This is a genomic window from Deltaproteobacteria bacterium (assembly GCA_005879795.1).
Lineage (GTDB): Bacteria > Desulfobacterota > Binatia > DP-6 > DP-6 > DP-6.
This window is the reverse complement of the sequence record VBKJ01000217.1, coordinates 1-18,988: the sequence shown is the minus strand read 5'-3', so window position 1 is coordinate 18,988 and position 18,988 is coordinate 1. Positions and strand designations below refer to the sequence as shown.

The 18,988-nt window shown below is 69.9% G+C and carries 12 protein-coding genes and 2 pseudogenes; 10 read left to right on the top strand and 4 right to left on the bottom strand.

Annotation, left to right across the window (positions count from 1 at the left end):
- Positions 1-89: 89 nt before the first annotated feature.
- Positions 90-1,301 carry a hypothetical protein gene (locus E6J59_18830; protein TMB16562.1) on the bottom strand — a complete coding sequence of 404 codons (1,212 nt, stop codon included), beginning with the start codon at positions 1,299-1,301 and terminating at the stop codon, positions 90-92.
- Positions 1,302-2,014: 713 nt separating this feature from the next.
- Here E6J59_18830 and E6J59_18825 point away from each other — a divergent pair.
- Genes E6J59_18825 through E6J59_18815 form a run of 3 tightly spaced genes read left to right on the top strand, consistent with a single transcriptional unit; the run spans position 2,015 to position 6,108 of the window.
- Entirely contained in the window at positions 2,015-5,431 is a 3,417-nt protein-coding gene (locus E6J59_18825) for a hypothetical protein (GenBank protein TMB16561.1), read from the top strand.
- On the top strand, positions 5,428-5,847 hold the full coding sequence (locus tag E6J59_18820; protein TMB16560.1) for a hypothetical protein: 420 nt from the start codon (positions 5,428-5,430) through the stop codon (positions 5,845-5,847). The genes E6J59_18825 and E6J59_18820 overlap by 4 nt, the downstream gene beginning before the upstream one ends.
- 51 nt (positions 5,848-5,898) lie before the next feature.
- Positions 5,899-6,108 (top strand): hypothetical protein, encoded by a 210-nt coding sequence (locus tag E6J59_18815; protein ID TMB16559.1) that lies wholly within the window; start codon positions 5,899-5,901, stop codon positions 6,106-6,108.
- Between the two features lie 180 nt (positions 6,109-6,288).
- Here the strand turns inward: E6J59_18815 and E6J59_18810 are convergent, their stop codons facing one another.
- Positions 6,289-7,803: a hypothetical protein gene (locus tag E6J59_18810; GenBank protein ID TMB16558.1), complete on the bottom strand. Its 1,515-nt coding sequence runs from the start codon at positions 7,801-7,803 to the stop codon at positions 6,289-6,291.
- A gap of 54 nt (positions 7,804-7,857) precedes the next feature.
- Between E6J59_18810 and E6J59_18805 the strand changes: the two genes are divergently transcribed.
- The 5 genes and pseudogenes from E6J59_18805 (at position 7,858) to E6J59_18785 (ending at position 10,861) form a co-directional block, all read left to right on the top strand.
- Positions 7,858-8,472 (top strand): glycosyltransferase family 4 protein, encoded by a 615-nt coding sequence (locus tag E6J59_18805; protein TMB16557.1) that lies wholly within the window; start codon positions 7,858-7,860, stop codon positions 8,470-8,472.
- Positions 8,166-8,900 carry a glycosyltransferase family 4 protein gene (locus E6J59_18800; GenBank protein ID TMB16556.1) on the top strand — a complete coding sequence of 245 codons (735 nt, stop codon included), beginning with the start codon at positions 8,166-8,168 and terminating at the stop codon, positions 8,898-8,900. The genes E6J59_18805 and E6J59_18800 overlap by 307 nt, the downstream gene beginning before the upstream one ends.
- Positions 8,900-9,249, top strand: a pseudogene (locus tag E6J59_18795) (hypothetical protein). Before E6J59_18800 ends, E6J59_18795 begins: the two are co-directional and overlap by 1 nt.
- A gap of 426 nt (positions 9,250-9,675) precedes the next feature.
- Positions 9,676-9,786, top strand: a pseudogene (locus tag E6J59_18790) (3-aminobutyryl-CoA ammonia lyase).
- 13 nt (positions 9,787-9,799) lie between these two features.
- A complete protein-coding gene (locus E6J59_18785) occupies positions 9,800-10,861 on the top strand; it encodes a hypothetical protein (GenBank protein ID TMB16555.1) in 1,062 nt (353 codons plus the stop codon).
- A gap of 553 nt (positions 10,862-11,414) precedes the next feature.
- On the opposite strand, the gene E6J59_18780 is transcribed toward E6J59_18785, so the two are convergent.
- Entirely contained in the window at positions 11,415-12,116 is a 702-nt protein-coding gene (locus E6J59_18780) for a hypothetical protein (GenBank protein ID TMB16554.1), read from the bottom strand.
- A gap of 182 nt (positions 12,117-12,298) precedes the next feature.
- On the opposite strand from E6J59_18780, the gene E6J59_18775 reads away from it, so the two are divergent.
- Positions 12,299-12,703 (top strand): hypothetical protein, encoded by a 405-nt coding sequence (locus E6J59_18775; protein ID TMB16553.1) that lies wholly within the window; start codon positions 12,299-12,301, stop codon positions 12,701-12,703.
- 465 nt (positions 12,704-13,168) lie between these two features.
- Here E6J59_18775 and E6J59_18770 read toward each other — a convergent pair whose 3' ends face one another.
- Complete coding sequence (locus E6J59_18770) at positions 13,169-13,327, bottom strand: DUF1109 family protein (protein TMB16552.1); 159 nt, start codon at positions 13,325-13,327, stop codon at positions 13,169-13,171.
- 2,084 nt (positions 13,328-15,411) lie between these two features.
- Between E6J59_18770 and E6J59_18765 the strand changes: the two genes are divergently transcribed.
- A partial coding sequence (locus tag E6J59_18765) for a hypothetical protein (protein ID TMB16563.1) occupies positions 15,412-18,988 on the top strand: 3,577 nt, incomplete at its 3' end.

Here is an 18,988-nt window from a genome sequence, read left to right as displayed (position 1 = left end):
AGCAACTGCGTCGCGAATGACACTGCGGTGAACTGCTGCCTCACGTCCACCGACATTGGGACCGGCGGTGAGCTGATCGACGTGTGCTCCTATCCGTCCCAAAAGCCGAACTCCGATCCGGCAGACTGTGTGATCAGTCCACCGAACTGCAGCACAGATGCAGACTGCAACGACCACAATCCCTGCACCGTGGACACGTGCGCAACCGGCACCGGAGGGACGAAGTTCTGCGATAACCCCCCCGGGAACGCAGGGACGGTGTGCCGTGCCTCGGCGGGTGTGTGTGACGTCGCCGAGACGTGTACTGGCACGAGCCGCGACTGTCCGGCCGACGGGCTTGCCTCGACCACTACGGTCTGCCGGGCGTCAGCGGGTCCGTGCGACGCGGTGGAGAACTGCACGGGCAGCAGTGCGAGCTGTCCGGCCGACAGCTTCCAGTCGGCCGCCACGGTCTGCCGTCCGTCAGCGGGTCCGTGCGACATGGCGGAGAACTGCACGGGCAGCAGTGCGACCTGTTCGGCCGATAGCTTGAAGTCAGCTGCCACGGTCTGCCGGGCGTCAGCGGGTCCGTGCGACGCGGCGGAGACTTGCACGGGGAGCAGTGCGAGCTGTCCGGCCGACAGCTTCCAGGGGGCCGCCACGGTCTGCCGTGCGTCAGTGGGTCCGTGCGACGTGGCGGAGACCTGCACGGGCAGCAGTGCGACCTGTCCGGCCGACAGCTTCAAGTCGGCCGGCACGGTGTGCCGCGCGTCAGCGGGTGACTGCGACGTGGCGGAGACCTGCGCGGGCAGCAGCGCGAGCTGTCCGGCCGACAGCTTCCTGGCGGCTGCCACGGTCTGCCGGGCGTCAGCGGGCCCGTGCGACATAGCGGAGAACTGCACGGGCAGCAGTGCGACCTGTCCGGCCGACAGCTTCCAGGCGGCCGCCACGGTCTGCCGGGCGTCAGCGGGTCCGTGCGACATGGCGGAGAACTGCACGGGCAGCAGTGCGACCTGTCCGGCCGACAGCTTCAAGTCCGCAGCCACGGTCTGCCGGGCCTCAGCGGGTCCGTGCGACGCGGCCGAGACTTGCACGGGGAGCAGTGCGACCTGTCCGGCCGACAGCTTCCAGTCGGCCGCCACGATCTGCCGGGCGTCGGCGGGTCCGTGCGACGTGGCGGAGAACTGCACGGGGAGCAGTGCGAGCTGTCCGGCGGACAGCCTCCGGCCGGCCGGTACGGCCTGCCGTGCATCGGCGGGTGCCTGCGATGTGGCGGAGACCTGCGCGGGCAGCAGTGCGGACTGTCCGGCCGACCAATTCAAGTCGGCAGGTACCGTCTGCCGCCCATCGGCGGGTGCCTGCGACGTGGCGGAGACGTGCCCCGGCAATGGCCCGAATTGTCCGTCCGATGGCTTCCAGCCATCGACCCTGCTGTGCCGCCAGGTGTACTGCCCCGGCGACGGCGCCGCTTGTCCGTAGTCCGTTGTCTTGGAGGGAGGCGAATGGGAGCGCCTGGTGGGCCTCCCATTCGTGCTTCCTCGATTCTTCGACGCTTCGACCAATGAACCTGCCGACTGCAGTCTGACCCCACGCCGGTCGCCAGCATCATCGCGGACTGTCGATGGACCTCGTTGATGAGGGCGCCGGGCGCAGCGGAAACCTTCCGTGGGCATGGAAGGAACCGACGCTGGCGAGCGGGAGCTCGCGATCGCGCCCCGATCTCGGACGCTCACCGACTATCCCACCGGCCCGGGCTTCCCTCCGGATGCCGACATCATGGTGGGTCAGCGTCGCGCAACAGGTCGTTTCCGCACGGGACAGATGAAACATCGTCGCTGACGGCCCAACAGATCCGCGCCACGCACGAGGACGTCCGCCGGGAGATCGATGCGCTACTGGATCTGCAACGACCAGGCGAGTCAGGTCGGCGATGGTCATGGGCGGTTGAGGAGGCTCGGGGTCCCTTCCCTTGACCCTGAGCGCGCGGCGGAGGTACGCTGCGCGCCGCCTCGACCTCGTGCGCAGGAGGTCCTCGATGAAGATCGCGACAGGTGCTCTCCTTCTCACGACCGTTGCGCTGTGGGGTGGACCTGCCGAGCCGACCGCCCTACAGCTCACCTCGGGCAACACGGCGCTCCTCTTCGGCGGCACCGACGCCGAAGGTGGCATCGGCGACTGGTACGTGTCCAACGGCGTCGTCGAGGCGATCATCGACAATGTCGGCACGGCGCAAGACCTCGTGCCGCTCCTCGGCGCGGGCGCACCCCCGATCCAGTCCGAGATCAACTTCACGGGCGGCACCTTCATCGACCTCGGACGCGTGGGCGAGAACGACGATCAGCTCCCGCAGATGTTCACCGTCGGCGGTCTCAGTACCTCGAACTTCCTCCTCTACGACACCATCGGCGCGGTGGGCTCCGACACCATCCGGGTGTCCGGCACGATCCTCTTCCCGCCCACCTCGACGCGGCAGAATCCCTGCCTGACCGTCGTGACCGACTACACGGCCGCGGGGAGCAACCCGTTTCTCACCGTCACCAGCACCGCGACTAACGGCTGCGGCGCAAACCTAGCCAACTTCGGGGGCTTCCTCGACGTCTTCATCTGGACCCTCCGCGGCCTCATCCCCTTCAGCGGCGGCGGCGCACCGCCCCCCGGCGGGAAGGGGTTCAACCATCCCGTCCTCAACCTCGCCAACCCACTACTGGCGGTCGAGCTGCCGACCTTCATGGCCGCCCCGGGGCTGGTGGTGCCGGCCGATGGGATCATGGACACAGCCAACAACACCACGAGCGGCGAGGTCTCCTACGGGCTTCTCGGCGTCGAGGTGGCGGTCGACCCCGACGGGCCAGGCGGCAGCGCGCCGACGGTCACGCCCGTCGACAGCCTCTTCGGCGTGAGCAGCACGCTCGTCACCGCCCTCGGCAACTTTCCGGTCTCGGACGGCACCCCGGCCGGCGGGACGCTCACCTACACCCGCCGCCTCTACGTGGGCACGCACAACGACGTGCGCAGCGCGGCCAACGGCATGATCGGCGCCCTCGCCTCCCGCATCCCGTTCTCGACCGGCACGATCTCGGGCAACGTCGATGCAGCCGACGCGGCGAACGTCGAGGCGACCATCCTCATCACCCGGATCGGCCGCTGCCAGGCGAACTCCTCCCTCTCCTGCAAGACGAACGCCGCGTGCGGCTCGAGCGGGCCGTGCGCCGACCCGGTCCCGACCCCCGGGCAGGCGGTCAACAGCGCCCTCAGCCAGGTACGCACCGACGCGTTCGGCGCGTTCAGCGGGGTCGTCCTCCCGCAGGGGGACTACGAGCTGCGGGTCTCCTCGGCCGAGCGCGACGACGTCGTGGTGAGCCCGGTCGTCGTGGGCAGCGGGAACACGGCGGTCACGATCCCGCCGCTCAGCGCGCGGGGGACGGTGGTGTTCACCGTCCGCGAGAAGACGAAGGGGACGCCGCTCATCCCGGCGAAGCTCACCTTCAAGGGCGTGAGCCCGACCCTGGATCCGGGCTTCCACAAGGATCTCTCGGCGACACTCGGCGGGCAGGACATCCTGCCCGAGACTTTTGGCGGGACCCAGTCCGGGACGACGGGCGACGCGGCGGGACAGGGGAATGTCGTCTACACCGCGAGCGGCTCGGGTGGCATCCAGCTGCGCCCCGGCACTTACGATGTCTACGCCTCGCGCGGCATGGAGTACAGCGTCGCCCGCAAACAGATCCAGGTGGCGAGCGGGGGCGTAGCGACGGGCGATTTCGAGCTCAAGCGGGTCGTGCAGACCCCGAACGCCGTCTCGGCCGACTTCCACGTCCACTCCGGCCGCAGCCTGGACGCTTCGGCGCCCCTGCGCGACCGGGTGAAAGCCTTCGCGGCCGAGGGTGTCGAGGTCATGGTCTCGTCCGACCACGACAAGCACGTCGACTACGCCCCCATCATCTCGACCCTCGGGCTCTCGAGCCGCATGCGCTCGATCATCGGCAACGAGATGACCGGCTCGGTGCCAAATCCGCCTGCCTTCCCGAACTCGATCGGCCACATCAACGCCTGGCCGCTCCCTCTGAACAAGGACGAGGCGCGGGACGGCGCCATCCAGGACGAGTTCGTGGCGCCGAACTTCGTCTTCAAGCGGCTGCGCGACCAGGGCGCTGAGGTGATCCAGTACAACCACCCACGGGCTGGCGTATCGGGCCTCACCTCGATCGGCATCTTCAACAACATCGGGTGCAACCGCTGCGCCAACTCAATCGACGCGCCGTGCAACGTCGACACCGACTGTCCCGCCAGCCCGCCGCCGCAGGACTGCACCTGCGTCGGCTACCAGCCCGACCGGCCGATCAGCATGGCGCCCAACGAGATACTGCTCGATGACGGGGTGCAGGGGCCGGGCTCGCCCGCGAACCCGGACGGTCTCACCAACCTCGACTTCGACGTGATGGAGGTGGCGAACGGCGCCAAGGACAGCGACTTCAAGGCCCTGCGCCAGATGCGGCGCGACTGGCTCTCGCTCCTGAGCCAGGGCATCTTCAAGCCCGCGTCCGGCGTCTCCGACTCGCACCGGATCACGGTCGAGCATGCCGGCTGGGCGCGCACCTACGTCGTCGGCGTCGGCGACGACCCGGCGGCCCTCAACGTTACGGCGTTCGACGCGCAGGTGAGGGCGGGCAGCATGGTGGTCGCCGCCGGCCCCTACATCGAATTCACGGTGCGCCCGCAGAAGGGTGCGGTGGGCGGTCTCGGGCAGCTCGTGAACGGCTCGCCCAACGGCAAGGTGACCCTGCGGATAGGCGTGAGGAGCGCCGCATGGGTCCCGGTCGAGGAGGTCCGCGTCATCGCCAACGGGTTCGTGGTGGCGGCGTTCGACTCGACCACTACGCCGGCGGTCCGCCCGGTGCCGTCGGACTTCCAGTCGACCGTGGACACGGTGCGGTTCAGCGCCGAGCTCTCCATGACCGTCGCGGCCGACACCTACTTCATCGTCGAGGCGGGGCCGAAGATTCCGTCCAACATCAACACGCGGCCCGTCCCGCCGCCGATCGTCGACATCATCGAGCCGGACGTGGTCCCGATCGCAATCACCAACCCGATCTTCGTCGACCGGAACGGCAACGGGGTGTTTGAGCCGCCGGGGCTGCCCGTTATGATGGCGGGGAACACGCTCGGCGAGCAGCCCGTGCTGGCGGGCTCCGGCGGCATCTGGGAGCGCCTGTGGCAGGGCCTCGGGCGGCTCGCCTCCCGCCTCCGTGGCGAGGCTGTGGCCGAGCAGGCGCCGGGCCAGATGACCGGGGTGAGCAAGGAGGAGAAGGCCGAGGCGATCAAGAAGGGGGAGTACTTCCCGCTCCACGAGTTCTCGATCCCGCCCGACGTGGTCGAACAGGCCCGGCGCGCGGCGGAAGCGGCCCAGCAGGCTACCCCCCAGGGGGGCCCGAAGAGTCCGCCCGGCAAGTGAGGCGGGTCCGGAGCCGCGGCGCAGCCACCGCCCTCCTCCTCGCCCTCGGGCGGTCGGTCGCGGCGCACTGGCTCTCGCCAGAGGCGATCCTCGCTGACCTGAACGGCCCGCCTGGCCGAGCCCTCGGAGTCGAGCGGGCCGTGCGCGACGAAAAGACCCCCCGCCTCCTCGTCATCCGGGTGGGCGACGGCTGGTACGCCACGCCGGTCGCGAAACGCCGCGCGCAGGCGGGAGCCTGGCGCGAGCTCTGGCGTCACAACGTCGCGCAGGGAATCATCGCCGTCCTCGACGCCGGCAGCGACCAGCCGGTGGTTCACTTCGGCCCCCGCGGCGAGGTCGTCGAAGTCACCGAGCAGCGGTCCAAACGCTCCACCGGCAAGGGTCCCACCACCCCCCTTAAGGAACATACAAACTGACTATATTCTGGCTAAACGTTCGGTCGGAAGGTCTTTAGCCCTCTCCTCAAGGTGAAGACCGCCAACACCTCCTCGCTCGAGCGGCTGATCAGCCAGATCCGCTCGATCGAGGGCGTGACCCGCACCAACACGATGGTCGTCCTGTCCACTCACACCGAGCGGGTGCAGCTCACCGTCCATCCCAGCGCGTCGCCGCCGGCGTCTTCGGGCCGGCGCGCGCGGCGCAACGGGGAGCGGGGCGCGCACTTGAGGAGAGCGTGAGCATGCGGGACCGTGCGCCGCGGGGGCCCGCGCGAGGCGGCTGTAGCGTCCGAGATCTGGGGGTTACGTCAACGCCCCCGTTGTCGTGCCTACCCGCCAACGTGCGCGTCGAGCGGGGCAAGGTGGTGGCGCTGGCGTTTACCGGCGCGCGTCGGGCGACGCGGACGCGGCACGCGACGGCTAGAAGAGACAGTTGACGTCGGCCTGCACGCCGGTGTGGTCGGACGGCCAGCAGATGGCGTCCGGCGAGGGACCGCACGGCATCGCGAACGGGTTCGGCTCCTCGGCGAACAGGCGCGTGGCGACGCCGTCGCCGTCGGGATCGCCCGGCGGTTCGACATCGCCCGTGCAGATGGACCCCGCCGTGCGCGGCACCAGCCACACGTAGTCGATGCGCTCGACCTGCCCGAGCGCCTGGCTCTCCATGTCGGTGAGCGCGTCGTCGATGCGGCCCGACGTGCAGCCGACGCCGGTCATGGGATCGCATTCGGGGAACTCAGCCTGTAGATAGGTGTCGATCCAGCCGTGGTCGGCGAAGAGATCGTACACGAAGGATCCGGGCTCCTCGTTGAAGTCACCGACCGCAAGCGCGGGCGCCGGCACGTCGTGGGTGGCGTCGATGACCGCCGCCATCTGCACGGCCTGGCACTGGCGGACGGTGGCGGCGCCCGCGCCGCTGCACTCGGGCGGGCACGGCCCGAACGTGCCTTCGCACGGCGAGGTCGCCAAGTCGCTCCCGGACGCGAGGTGCGTTGCGTAGACGTCGAGCGCGCCGATCGGATGATCGATGCGCACGCGCAGCACGTTGCGCAGCGGGCCGAGCAGGTCGTGCGTCTCCTCGGCCAGGATCGGGTAGCGCGAGAAGATCATCTCGTCGTCGAACGGATTCGCGTTATGGTAGACCGACACGTACGGCGCCGGACACGCGTTGGTCAGCAGCGCCGCGAGCGACAGGGCGTTCTCGTTCGTTCCGCCCAGGTTGAAGACCTCCTGGAACGCGAGGACGTCGGGACAGCCGCGGGCGACGACGAACTGCCGGAGCAGCTCGAGGCGATCGGTGCGCCGGCAGCCCGACGTCTCGCGCGGACAGAAGATGCCGTGCAGGACGTTGAGGCTCGCGATGGTGACGCCGCTCGGCAGGCAGACCGCCGGCGCCGGTGCGCAGATCGCCCGGTACATACCCGCCTCGTTCGCCCGGATCGTGCCGCCGAACCGCGCGCAGTAGCGTAGCGCCGACAGCCGCAGCTCCACGTGCACCGGACCCGATTGCGCGGCCTCCAGGGTGCAGGGGAACGCGCCGCGGGCACTCACCCGGATCTGCCCGCCGCTCTTGCGCCGGTCGATCGTGATCGAGCGCACGCCCTGCGCGCTCGCCGACGCGTCGCGATAGCGCCAGCCCTCCTGCGCGCCGTCGCCTCTGATCGGCGTCCAGAAGCCCGGCGGCAGCGGAATCTCGGCGTGGCATTGCCCGGGGCCGCTCGACACGAACAAGCGAAGCGCCGCGCCGGCCGTCGGGTCGACGAACGGGGGAGCGATGGCGGGATCGGCGGCGGAGCGGAAGGAGAACGTGTGGCGCCTGGCGTTCCGCGCGCCCATGCCGAGGCTCTTTCCAGCGATCGGGACGTCGGCGGCCCCGGCGACCGCGACGAGGGCGCCGACGGTGAGCGAGAGACTCGCGCGGATCACGCCCCTCACGGGACAAGGCATCCCACCAAGTGCCGCCGGCCGTCAAGGCGCAGCTGCGATGCGATGGCTCACCGCGGGCGGGGGACCCGCGCGGCCAGTGAGGAAGCCGTGCCACCCGTCGGGTACGGTGGCATCGAGCAGACGGTGCATCTCGTCGATCAGGATCTGACCGCCCGTGGGCACGACGTGACGCTGATGGCGAGCGGTGGCTCGTCGGCGGCCGGTCGGCTTGTGCCGCTGACAAGTGAGCCCCTCGGAACTCCAGGAACGAAGCGAGACGTCGAGGGGTTCCGGGCGATCAAGGACCATGCGGCGCGACGAGCCGCCGAGGTGATCCACGAAGAGAGGCCGGACATCGTGCTGAACCACTCCTGGCGTGTGCTCGACTACCTCCGCACGAGCGCGTCGCTCACGACGGTGCACTATCCGCTGGACACGGGAGGCTATCGCCAGGTGTTTCACGCACGCGGCCACGCCACCTATGTATCGATCAGTCGGGCGCAGCAACGCGACGCACCAGGCTTGACGTTCGCGGGAAATGTCTACAACGGGATCGACGTTGCGGCGCTGCCCTACGCCGCGCGCGGGGGGGCTATCTCGCGTTCCTCGGGCGTGTATCGTCGGACAAGGGGCTCGACATCGCGATCCGTGCGGCGCAGGCAGCCGGCGTGCTGCTGAGAGTTGGTGCGAAGCTCGACTTCCCCCAGCGGTCGTGGTTCGACCAGGTCATCGCGCCGCTCCTTCGCCGGGGCGGTGTGGAACTCATCGGCGAAGTGCCGTCACGCGACAAGGGAGCATTTCTCGCCGGCGCGGTGGTGCTCCTGCATCCATCGCGCTGGAGCGAGCCTTTCGGCCTGGCGATGGTGGAAGCCATGGCGTGCGGTACGCCGGTGCTCGCCCTGAAGCGAGGCGCGGCGGCCGAGCTCGTCGAGGACGGTCGAACCGGCTTCCTGGTCGACGACGAGCCCGAGCTCACGGCCGCCATCGGTCGTCTAGAGCATATCGACCGCGCGGCGTGTCGCGCGCATGTGGCCGCGCGGTTCGACCGTCGCCAGATGGCCGAGGGCTACGAGAAGCTCGCCCAGGAACGTGCGAATGGGTCGTGATGCGACGCCGGGTTCGACGCGCGTCGTGGTGGCGAGGCGGCATCATCTACCAGGTCTATCCCCACTCGTGGTGCAACAGCAACGGAGACGGGGTGGGGGACATCGGTGGCGTCATCATACGAGCGACCAGCACCCGTGGTTTCTCGATTCGCGACGGTTCCGAGCATCGCGTCACCGGGATTACTACGTGTGGCGCCGGCCCGGACCGGGCGGCGCCCCTCCGAACAACTGGATCGGGTACTTCGGTCAGCCCGCATGGTGGTCAACGAAGACGGTGCCCCCCACGTTGACAACGCCGCGGCTGTATTCCTATGCTCGCGCGGATGAAAGGGATGGCGAGCATGATTAGTTTCAAGTGGGCTGCGTTCTCCGCGATGCTGATGATGGTTGCCTGTGGTAGCACGACGTCCACGCCGCCGGTGAGCGACGGCGGGCGAGACGGCGGGACGGGCGATGCGGGCGGCGCGACGGCGAACACCCAGTGCGGGAACCCGTCCAACCCGGGGAACGAGAAGGGTATCGGCAAGTACTGCACACACGCAGGAGGCCAATGCTCATCGCCCACAATGTGCGACAAGGATCTAGACGCGACCCGCGGCTTCGGCATGTGTGTGACGATCCTCATGTGCCAGCGCGGGCGCAATGACTGCGGCTCTGGCGCGACCTGTTGCAATACGCCGACGACGCAAAACATTCCAGTGTGTATCTCGAACACGTGCCTGCCGCGCGATTGCACGCCAGAGCCGTGAGCGAGCGCGTGTTCCTGCGGCTGCGAATGTTGCAGGCCCAGGCGCACTACGACGGCAGCCTCGTCGACGGCGCGCGGATGCTTCAGCTTGCGACCGAGCTGTACATCCGCCAGTACGGAGACGAGGGCTTGTTTCGGGGCGTACGAGTCGATGGCCCAGCGGGCCCGACGAGCTACCAGGACTTGTATGCGGCGGAGTCAACTGGATCAGCGCTTAGAGCTCTACGTTGACTACGGCCTGGCGATCCGAGCGCTGTGCGCCCGCATCGCGCTGATCCTGCTAGGCCTGCTGATCGGCCTGTTCCTTCTCGAGCTGTGCCTGCAGATCGCGGCGCGGTGGGCCGGGGACAGAAGCCTCCCGGTGGGCCTCGGCGTGCTCGCGGGACGTCGGCGTGTGCTGGCGCTCGGCGACTCTAACACCTACGGCCTTTACGTCAGGGCGGAGCGGGCGTATCCCAAGGTGCTCGAGCGGCATTGGAACGCCCGGCACCCGGACCGGCCGATCGAGGTGCTGAACGTCGCGTTCCCGGGGACCAACTCCTCCCAGGTGAGGAACCGCTTCGCGCGGTATCTCGAGGTGTTTCATCCCGACGTCGTCCTCGTCATGGTTGGCGCCAACGACATCTGGACGATGCCGGAGCCCGTCGCCGACGCGCCACCGAGCGCCGGCGTCCTTCTCTGGCGATACTCGCGCGTGTTCCGCATCTTCTTCATGCTCCGCCGGTGGGTGCAGGCGCCGGAGCTGAAGGTGCGCGACTTCAAGGCGCACACCTTCGAGGGCAACCCGGCCGGCCTGACGGCCGTGGAGGAGTACGGCGACGCGCGGTTCGAGGTCGGGTACCGTAGGCTGCCCAGCGAGCGCACGGCACCGCCGCCCGGGTCCACGACCTCCACGAACCTCCGCGCCGTCTGCGAGCGCGCGCGCCGCGACGCCGTGGAGGTCATCTTCGTGACCTATCCGGGGCTCACGAACTCGATGTACGTCGACGCGAGCCGCACGATCCGGCTCGCGGGGGCGACGTGCGGCGCCCGAGTGATCGACGTCGAGCAGGCGTTCGTGCCGGCGTGCAGCGCCGACGCGTGCCCCACACTGCTCTACGGTGACGGCCATCCCACGGCGCGCGGGCACGCGTTGGCCGCGAAGGTCGTGGGGCATGCGCTCAGCCGGTACTGGATGCGGCCGGCCGGCTCCCGCGCGGCCGCGGGCGCCTGAAGTATCTCGCATGGGGGGAGGGTGGGGGGGCGAGGATCCGGCAACGTCCGGGTTCGGCGGTTATGTGAACCTGGGCCCTATTATAATAGCTGCTATCTGCGGCGGCGCGCGTTCGACGGCTCGAGGCGCCGGTGGCGACGCCGGAGGGGCATGAGTACTGGTGACTGGCGCAGTCTTTCCAAAACCAACGCAACTGAACGCCGCCTCTCGGACGTCGCGAAAGCCGCCCTCCTTTCATCCCCGACTACGGTGCGGCCGTGGCCGGATGATGCCGCGCCGGCTGCACGTGCTGCTGGTCGAGGACAACGTCGCCGACGTCGAGATCGCGCGCCAGGCGCTCGCGCGGGCTGAGCTGCCGTGGTAACTCCACGTCGCGCGTGACGGCGAGGAGGCCGTCGCCTACCTCCGCCGGCATGGTCTCTAGGCGACGCCGGGTGCCAAGCCGCGGCCGCTGGCACCCCGGCCTACGGGCGGCCTCGCCTGTCGTTGATCGCGTGGCCACCGGGAGGACGGTTGTCCAGAGGCCCCAGGCGACATGGCCACCATCGCCGGCTCATCGCCGAGCAGGACCCGCCACCGGCCCGGCGACGACCCGAACCTGGACCCGGCCCTCGGAACGGCGGAACTGATTGCGGTAATAGCGGCTCCAAACGAACATACCGGGGACCCCTATGGCCATGGGCCAGAGCCAGCGAATGGTGGTCGGCAGCCAGTGGAACTGGACCACAGATACCGCGGTGACCGCGGAGACGTACGCGGAGAGCATCTTGCCCATGTGGATGAACCACCACGCCTGCTTGTGGCGGGGCGACCGCACGAGGCGGTAGAAGTCGCCGGCGGCCCCGACCATCACGCCGAGGCCGACGATGAGCATGACGAAACCCATCTCGCTGCCGGTCGAGAGCCCCAGGCGCGTTGCGCCCACCCCCGCCAAAGCCATCACCGCGACCCCGATCCAGTCGATCAGGCCGCCGCGGTAGTTCTGCCGCTTGATGATGTGGATCCGGTAGCCAGAGAGCGTGAGGAAGAAGATAACGAACGTCATGTAGAAGAGGAATAGGTCGTTGGCGAAGTACGCGAGCGGCACCGCCGCGAGCAGCGCAACGAATATGGACCACACGAATATCCGGCCCCACAGGCGGTGCCACCACCCACCTTTGGTGACCAGCATGGCGGCCGGCGCGACGATCATGGCGACCGCGCCGGGCACCACGTGCAGCCGGATCGCCCAGTATTCGAGCGCGTGGAGCGTCATCCGGCTCACCACTATGCCACTGAAGCACCCGGGATCTCCATTACCTGAGTACGGGAGCACGCGGCCACGATTCTCCCGTCCGCCGGCGGTGTGGTAGGACCGCCCATGTCGTCATCCCCGCGCTCACCGTCGCCGCTACCTGCTTCGCCTGGCGGGGGTTCCTGAGCGCCGCAAACACCGGCATGAGGGGGCTCGTATTCGGGCACCTCGTCTGGGTGGCCTGGCATCCCTCCCGCCCGGCGCTCGCCGGCGCGGTTGCGGCCGCCGCCGCGCTGGCGATCACCGGTTCGCCAGCGTCAGAGTGGAGCCGGCCTCATCGCGCGACCGAGGTCGCCCTCGCCGCCCTCGTGCTGGCCGCCTTCGGCCTGGTGACGGCTTCGTTCGCCCGGCTCGCGCTCCACACGGAGGCCGCGATCGCGCGCGGCGACGTCGCCGGGCGCCGGTTTCGCTACGTCAACACGGTGCCCGTTGACGAGATCCGGGACTCCTACATCGAGTACCTCCGGGTGCCTGGATTCACCGAACGGAAGCGGGCGCTCCACGAGTTCCTCGTCAACGCCGGCGCCCTAACCCAAGGACATTGCTGACGATGATCGTTTTCGCTAGGGGGGATGCACGCGAAACCACGTGCGTCTTTGGACCCGCTTCCTGCACGCGGCAGGACTCGTTCTTATCGCCCTGACCACGGCCCTGGGGACCACCGAGATAGCCCTGCACTCCCTTCGGTACCGAACCCCGCTCTACGGCCGGCGTAATACCCACTGGAGCGCAGCCGGCAACGCGCTTGCTGCCGAGGTGATAGCCGCCCGGCTGCCGGACCCGCCTCGACACGACGGACGGCTATCGGTCCTAGATCCAGGGGTTGCGTCAACTCCCCCGGTTGTCGTGCCTACCCGCTCGTGCCTACCCGCCCCAGGGTGGTGAGCAAATCCCAGGGGCTGCTGTCAGTCCTCCGATCCGCACGCGGCGACCTCCGCGTTGGGAGGAGGTTCGCCGGAGGGCCGTCGGGCGTTTCATCGACACGGCCAGGGCGCGGCCGACGCCTGTGCGCCCTACCCGGGACGCTGACTTCGTGACAGCCCGGCGCTGAGAGCCCAACGGCCGAGCCAGGTGGTGCCGAGCGCTCCCGAGAGGACGGCGGCAACCCCGGCCGGAAGCAGGTGCCAGGTGAGCACGTGCAGGGGGGCGTCGATCGGACAGACGACCCGCATCGCAAGGTTCGCGAGCAGGAAGGCGGCCGCGCCGGCGAGCGCACCACCATCGCGGGTGTCACCGGCGCCCCCCGCCGGAGCGCGACCACGAGCATCACCCCACGGGAGGGCCGCCAGAGCCACTCGAGGCACCCCGCACCCACGGCAGCGAATCCGCCGCTGATCGGAGGCGGTCCCCCCGGCTCTGAGAGGAGCGCCGCCACCGCTGCGACGACGAGGCTGACGGCGAAGCAGAACCCGCCACCCGCCGAAGCGGCGATCCGGGGCGGCCGCGCGGAAGGCGAGCCAGGTGCTGATACCCGCACCCGCTGCGAGGAAGCCGATCTCGAGCGCAAAGGCGGGCGCTCGGAGCCGGTCGGCGAGGTCCGTGCGCGGGTGGGAGATACCGACTGCATCCCCATCCACCAGCACGCGCGCTTGGCGCGCACGAGCAAGATCGCTCGCCCCGACCCTCCGTGCTAGAAGTCCCACGTATCCTACACTTCGTCGGCAACCTCCGTCGCTCGGTCGATCCGCTCCCGGACCCCGAAGAGCCCATCCGCACTGAGCTCTTCAGCGTCGAGCGACTCGAGCAGCACGCCGAGAGCCTCGCGGCCGCGCAGCGCGTAACCGCAGACCCGCGGCGCGGGTGGCGCGTGCTGCCGCGGCTCGTCGACAACGGTCGCATTCTTCTTGCTTCCTACCGCGCCATCGCACGAGCGATCCGCGAGGAGCGCGCGATCACCGCGGCGGCCGAGTGGCTGGTCGACAATTTCCACATCGTGGACGACCAGGTCCGCCAGATCCGCGAGGATCTGCCGCACCGCTTCTACCGCGAGCTGCCCAAGCTCGCGGCCGGGTTCCTGGAGGGTTACCCCCGGGTCTTCGGGGTCGCCTGGGCATTCGTGGCGCACACGGACAGCCGCTTCGAGCCCGAGGCCCTGCGGCGGTTCGTGCACGCCTACCAGCGCGTGCAGCCGCTCACGATCGGGGAGCTGTGGGCGGTCCCCATCACGCTGCGCATCTTACTGGTCGAGAACCTCCGGCGGCTCGCGGAGCGGATCGTGCGGGACCGGGCGGCGCGCCAGGAGGCCGACGTGCTCGCCGACCGGCTGCTCGGCCTCGGTGGACGGACACCGGCAGACGCGACTGCGGCACTGGCGCGTGTCGAGAAGGGGCGGCTGCCCACGGCCTTCGCCGTGCAGCTCGTCCAGCGCCTGCGCGAGCAGGATCCGGACCTCGTACCGGCGCTGCGCTGGCTCGAAGAGCGGTTCGCGGCTCGAGGCACGACGACCGAAGAGACCGTGCGCCTCGAGCATCACCGGCAAGGCGCCATGAACGTGACCGTGCGCAACATCATCACGAGCATGCGCCTGATGTCGAGTTTCGACTGGAGGGAGTTCTTCGAGAGCGTGAGCCCGGTCGACGAGGTGCTCCGCACCGACACGGACTTCGCGGCGCTGGACTTCCCGACCCGCGACCGCTACCGCCATGCGATAGAGGACCTGGCGCGGGGCTCCCGCTACTCGGAGGTCGAGGTGGCCTGCCGGGTGGTGGCGCGCACGAAGCAGGCTGGCGCGGCGGGCGACCCCGAGGAGCACGAGCGCTGGCGGGACCCCGGATTTCACCTGATCGCGGAAGGACGCGCAGCGCTCGAGCGCGAGCTCGGCTTTCGCGTCCGCCCGGGGCGGTGGCTAGCGCGCACCTACCTCGCCGCCCCCATGCCGGCTTACGTGGGGACGGTCGCGCTCCTGAGCGGCCTCGTCCTCGCCCCGCCCCTGATCCTCACCGTGCACGTCGGCGTTGGCCCTCTCGGGCTCCTCCTCTTCGCCCTGCTTGCACTCGTGCCGGCGATCGACCTCGCCATCGCGCTCACGAACCTCGGAGTCGTCGAGCGGATTGGCCCCCGGCCCTTGCCGAAGCTCGAGCTGCGCGACGGGGTGCCGGCCGAGCTGCGGACGCTGGTGGTGATGCCCGCGCTGCTCACCAGCGAGGCCCACGTCGAGGAGCTGATCGCCCAGCTCGAGGTGCACCACCTCGCCAACTCCGATGGCGAGCTCCGCTTCGCCCTCCTCTCGGACTGGACCGACGCCCCGGCCGAGACGATGCCGGACGACGAGCGGCTCTTCGCGGCGGCGGCCGAGGGGATCGCGCGCCTGAACGCGCGGCATGGTCCCGCGCCCGACGGGACGGAGCGCTTCTTCGTCTTCCATCGGACCCGACGCTGGAACGAGCGCGAGGGACGGTGGATCGGGTGGGAGCGCAAGCGCGGGAAGCTCCACGAGCTCAACCGCCTGCTGCGTGGGATCGACACCACCTTCGTGGCGGTGGGCGGCCGGCCGCCTGCGGTGCCATCGGGGATCCGCTACGTCATCACCCTCGATGCCGACACCCGGCTCCCCGTCGGTTCCGCGCGGGCGCTGATCGGCACCATCGCGCATCCCTTGAACCGGGCACGGTACGACCCGCACGCGGGGCGGGTGATCGACGGCTACGGGGTGCTTCAGCCGCGCGTGACGCCGACGCTGCCCCCCGACCGGAAGGGCTCCGTGTACCAGTGGATATCAGCCGGCCCGTGCGGGATCGACCCCTATGCCTCGGCGGTGTCGGACGTCTACCAGGATCTCTTCGGCGAGGGATCCTACACCGGTAAGGGCATCTATGACGTGGACGCCTTCGAGGCATCGCTCGCCGGCCGCGTGCCCGAGAACGCCATCCTGAGCCATGATCTCTTCGAGGGGGTTTTCGCGCGCGCGGGGCTGGTGACCGACATCGCCTTCTTCGAGGAGTTCCCGACCCACTACCAGGTGGCTGTGCTCCGCCAGCATCGCTGGGCACGCGGCGACTGGCAGCTCCTCCCGTGGATCGTCGGGCGGCGCGCCGCAGGCGTGCCCTTCCTCGGCCGGTGGAAGATGATCGACAACCTCCGGCGGACGCTCTCGGCTCCCTCCGCCGTCTTGACGCTCCTCGCCGGCTGGACGCTCGCACCGCGGGCGGGGATGTGGACGGCGTTCATCCTCGCCGTCATCGCCCTCCCGGCGCTCGTGCCCGTCCTCACCCGGGTCGTGCCGCGCCGGCGGGGCATCTCGAAGCGGAGCCACGTGCTCGGGGTAGGCGCCGACCTGGCGATGGGTCTCGCGCAGGTGACGCTCACGGTCACCCTGCTCGCCCATCAGGCGTGCGTGATGGTGGACGCGATCGCCCGCACCATGGTCCGCCTCTACGGGACGCATCGGCGGCTTCTGGAGTGGGTGACCGCTGCGCAGGCGAAGTCCGCTCTCGGCCTCGAGCTGACCGGCTTCTACCGCCGGATGGTCGCGGCCGTGGGGCTCGCGGTCGTGGCTGCCGCGCTCGTCGCCGTCGTCCGGCCGGCGACCTTCCCGATGGCGGCGCCGTTCCTCGTCCTCTGGGTCCTCTCGCCGCTCGTGGCCCAGCGCATCAGCCTGCCGCCCCGAGCGTTGGGCGACGAGCCGCTGGCGCCGCGCCATGAGCGGCTGCTCCGTCTCACCGCTCGGCGGACGTGGCGCTTCTTCGAGACCTTCGTGGGGCCAGAAGACCATGCGCTACCGCCCGACAACTTCCAGGAGGACCCGAAGCCGGTGGTCGCCCACCGGACCTCGCCCACCAACATCGGCCTCTATCTCCTCTCCACGATCGCAGCCCGCGACTTCGGGTGGCTCGGCCTCCTCGACACCGTCGAGCGCCTCGAGGCGACGTTCGAGACCCTCAGGCGCATGGAGAGGTTCCACGGGCACTACTACAACTGGTACGACACCCGCACGCTGCGTCCGCTCGAGCCGCCGTACGTCTCGTCCGTCGACAGCGGAAACCTCGCCGGTCACCTCCTCGCCCTCGCGCAGGCCTGCCGGGAGCTGATGAACCGCCCGCTGCTCGCCCCGTGCGCGGTGGCGGGCATCGAGGACGCGCTCGGGCTCGTGCGCGAGTCCGCGGCGGCGATCCCCGACGACCGGCGCACCCAGACAGTGACCCGCAGGCAGCTCGCCGACGCCGTCGAGGCCCTGGCAAGCACGCTCGGCACCGCGGCAAACACGCCCGCTGGATGGGCGCACTGGCTCGGCGAGCTGGACGGCCTGGCTCACACCCTGGTCGACGTGGCGACGACGCTGGACGCCGAGCGCGGCGACGGGGCCGCGGCTGAGCTGCTCACCTGGTCCGGGGCCCTTGCCGCCACCGTAAAGGGCCACGCGCGCGATCTCGACACCTTGCTGCCCTGGGCGCGTCACACGGGTGCGGCCGACGGCGAGAACGGCCTCCTCGCCACGCTACCGGCGCCGGCCGAGATGTCGGACCACTCGGCCGCAGCGCTCGCCGAGCTAGCGGACCGTTCGGGGGACGCCGGTCACGCCGCGCTCGCCGAACACCTCGAGCGCGCCGCCGATGCCTGCGGCACGCTCATCCGCCGCCTGCTCGGCCTCGCCCGCTTTGCGCGCGAGCTCTTCGAGGCCACGGAGTTCGGCTTTCTCCTCGACCCCACGCGCAACTTTTTCTCGATCGGCTATCGCGTGCGCGAGGGCGATCCGGACCCGAACTACTACGACCTCCTCGCCTCCGAGGCGCGGCTGGCCAGCTTCGTCGCCATAGCCAAGGGCGACGTCCCGGCCTCTCACTGGTTCCAGCTCGGGCGCGCCATGACGCCCGTCGACCGGGGCTCGGCGCTCATCTCCTGGTCGGGCTCCATGTTCGAGTACCTGATGCCCGCGCTGGTCATGCGCTCACCACCCGGCAGCCTCCTCGAGCAGAGCTATCGCCTCGTCGTCCGCCGCCAGGAGCGCTACGGCGCGACGCGCGGCGTGCCCTGGGGCATCTCGGAGTCGGCCTTCAACGCACGTGACCTCGAGCTGACGTATCAGTACTCGAACTTCGGCATTCCGGGCCTCGGGCTCAAGCGCGGCCTCAGCGAGGACCTGGTGATCGCACCCTACGCGACCGCCCTGGCGGCGATGATCGACCCCGGCGCCGCGGCCGAGAACCTCGGGAGGCTCGCCACCCTCGGCGCCCGCGGGGCCTACGGGTTCTACGAGGCGCTCGACTACACGGCCACCCGCCTGCCGGTCGGCGGCGCCGCGGGCCTCGTGCGCGCCTACATGGCGCACCACCAGGGCATGTCCGTGGTCGCCATCGCGAACGTCCTGCACGACGGCGCCATGCGGGCGCGCTTTCACGCCGCGCCCATCGTGAAGGCCGCCGATCTGTTGCTCCAGGAGCGGGCGCCGCGGGACGTCGCAGTCGCTCGGCCGCGAGCCGAGGAGGTGAAGACGGCGGCCCACGTCCGCGATCTGGTCGGCCCGGTGTCGCGCCGCTTCACATCGCCGCACGACCCGGTACCGCGGACGCACCTCCTCTCGAACGGCCACTACGCGGTGATGATCACGGCGGCGGGGTCGGGCTACAGCCGCTGGCGCGATCTCGCGGTCACGCGGTGGCGCGAGGACGTCACCCGCGACGCGTACGGTCAGTATGTCTTCCTCCGTGACGCGGACGGCGGCGAGGTATGGTCAGCGGGCCACCAGCCGAGCGGCGTCGAGCCGGACGCCTACGAGGCCATCTTCTCCGAGGACCGTGCCGAGATCCGACGGCGCGACGGCGCGATCGCGACGACGCTCGAGGTGGTGGTGTCGCCCGAGGACGACGCGGAGGTACGTCGGGTGACCATCACGAACC

What these genes read in the sequence shown, in the direction of transcription:
- E6J59_18825 (TMB16561.1), top strand. Translation starts at nt 2,015, where the DNA reads ATGAAGATCGCGACAGGTGCTCTCCTTCTCACGACCGTTGCGCTGTGG.
- E6J59_18805 (TMB16557.1), top strand. Translation starts at nt 7,858, where the DNA reads ATGGCTCACCGCGGGCGGGGGACCCGCGCGGCCAGTGAGGAAGCCGTG.
- E6J59_18785 (TMB16555.1), top strand. Translation starts at nt 9,800, where the DNA reads ATGGCCCAGCGGGCCCGACGAGCTACCAGGACTTGTATGCGGCGGAGT.
- E6J59_18780 (TMB16554.1), bottom strand. Translation starts at nt 12,116, where the DNA reads ATGACGCTCCACGCGCTCGAATACTGGGCGATCCGGCTGCACGTGGTG.
- E6J59_18775 (TMB16553.1), top strand. Translation starts at nt 12,299, where the DNA reads ATGAGGGGGCTCGTATTCGGGCACCTCGTCTGGGTGGCCTGGCATCCC.
- E6J59_18770 (TMB16552.1), bottom strand. Translation starts at nt 13,327, where the DNA reads ATGCGGGTCGTCTGTCCGATCGACGCCCCCCTGCACGTGCTCACCTGG.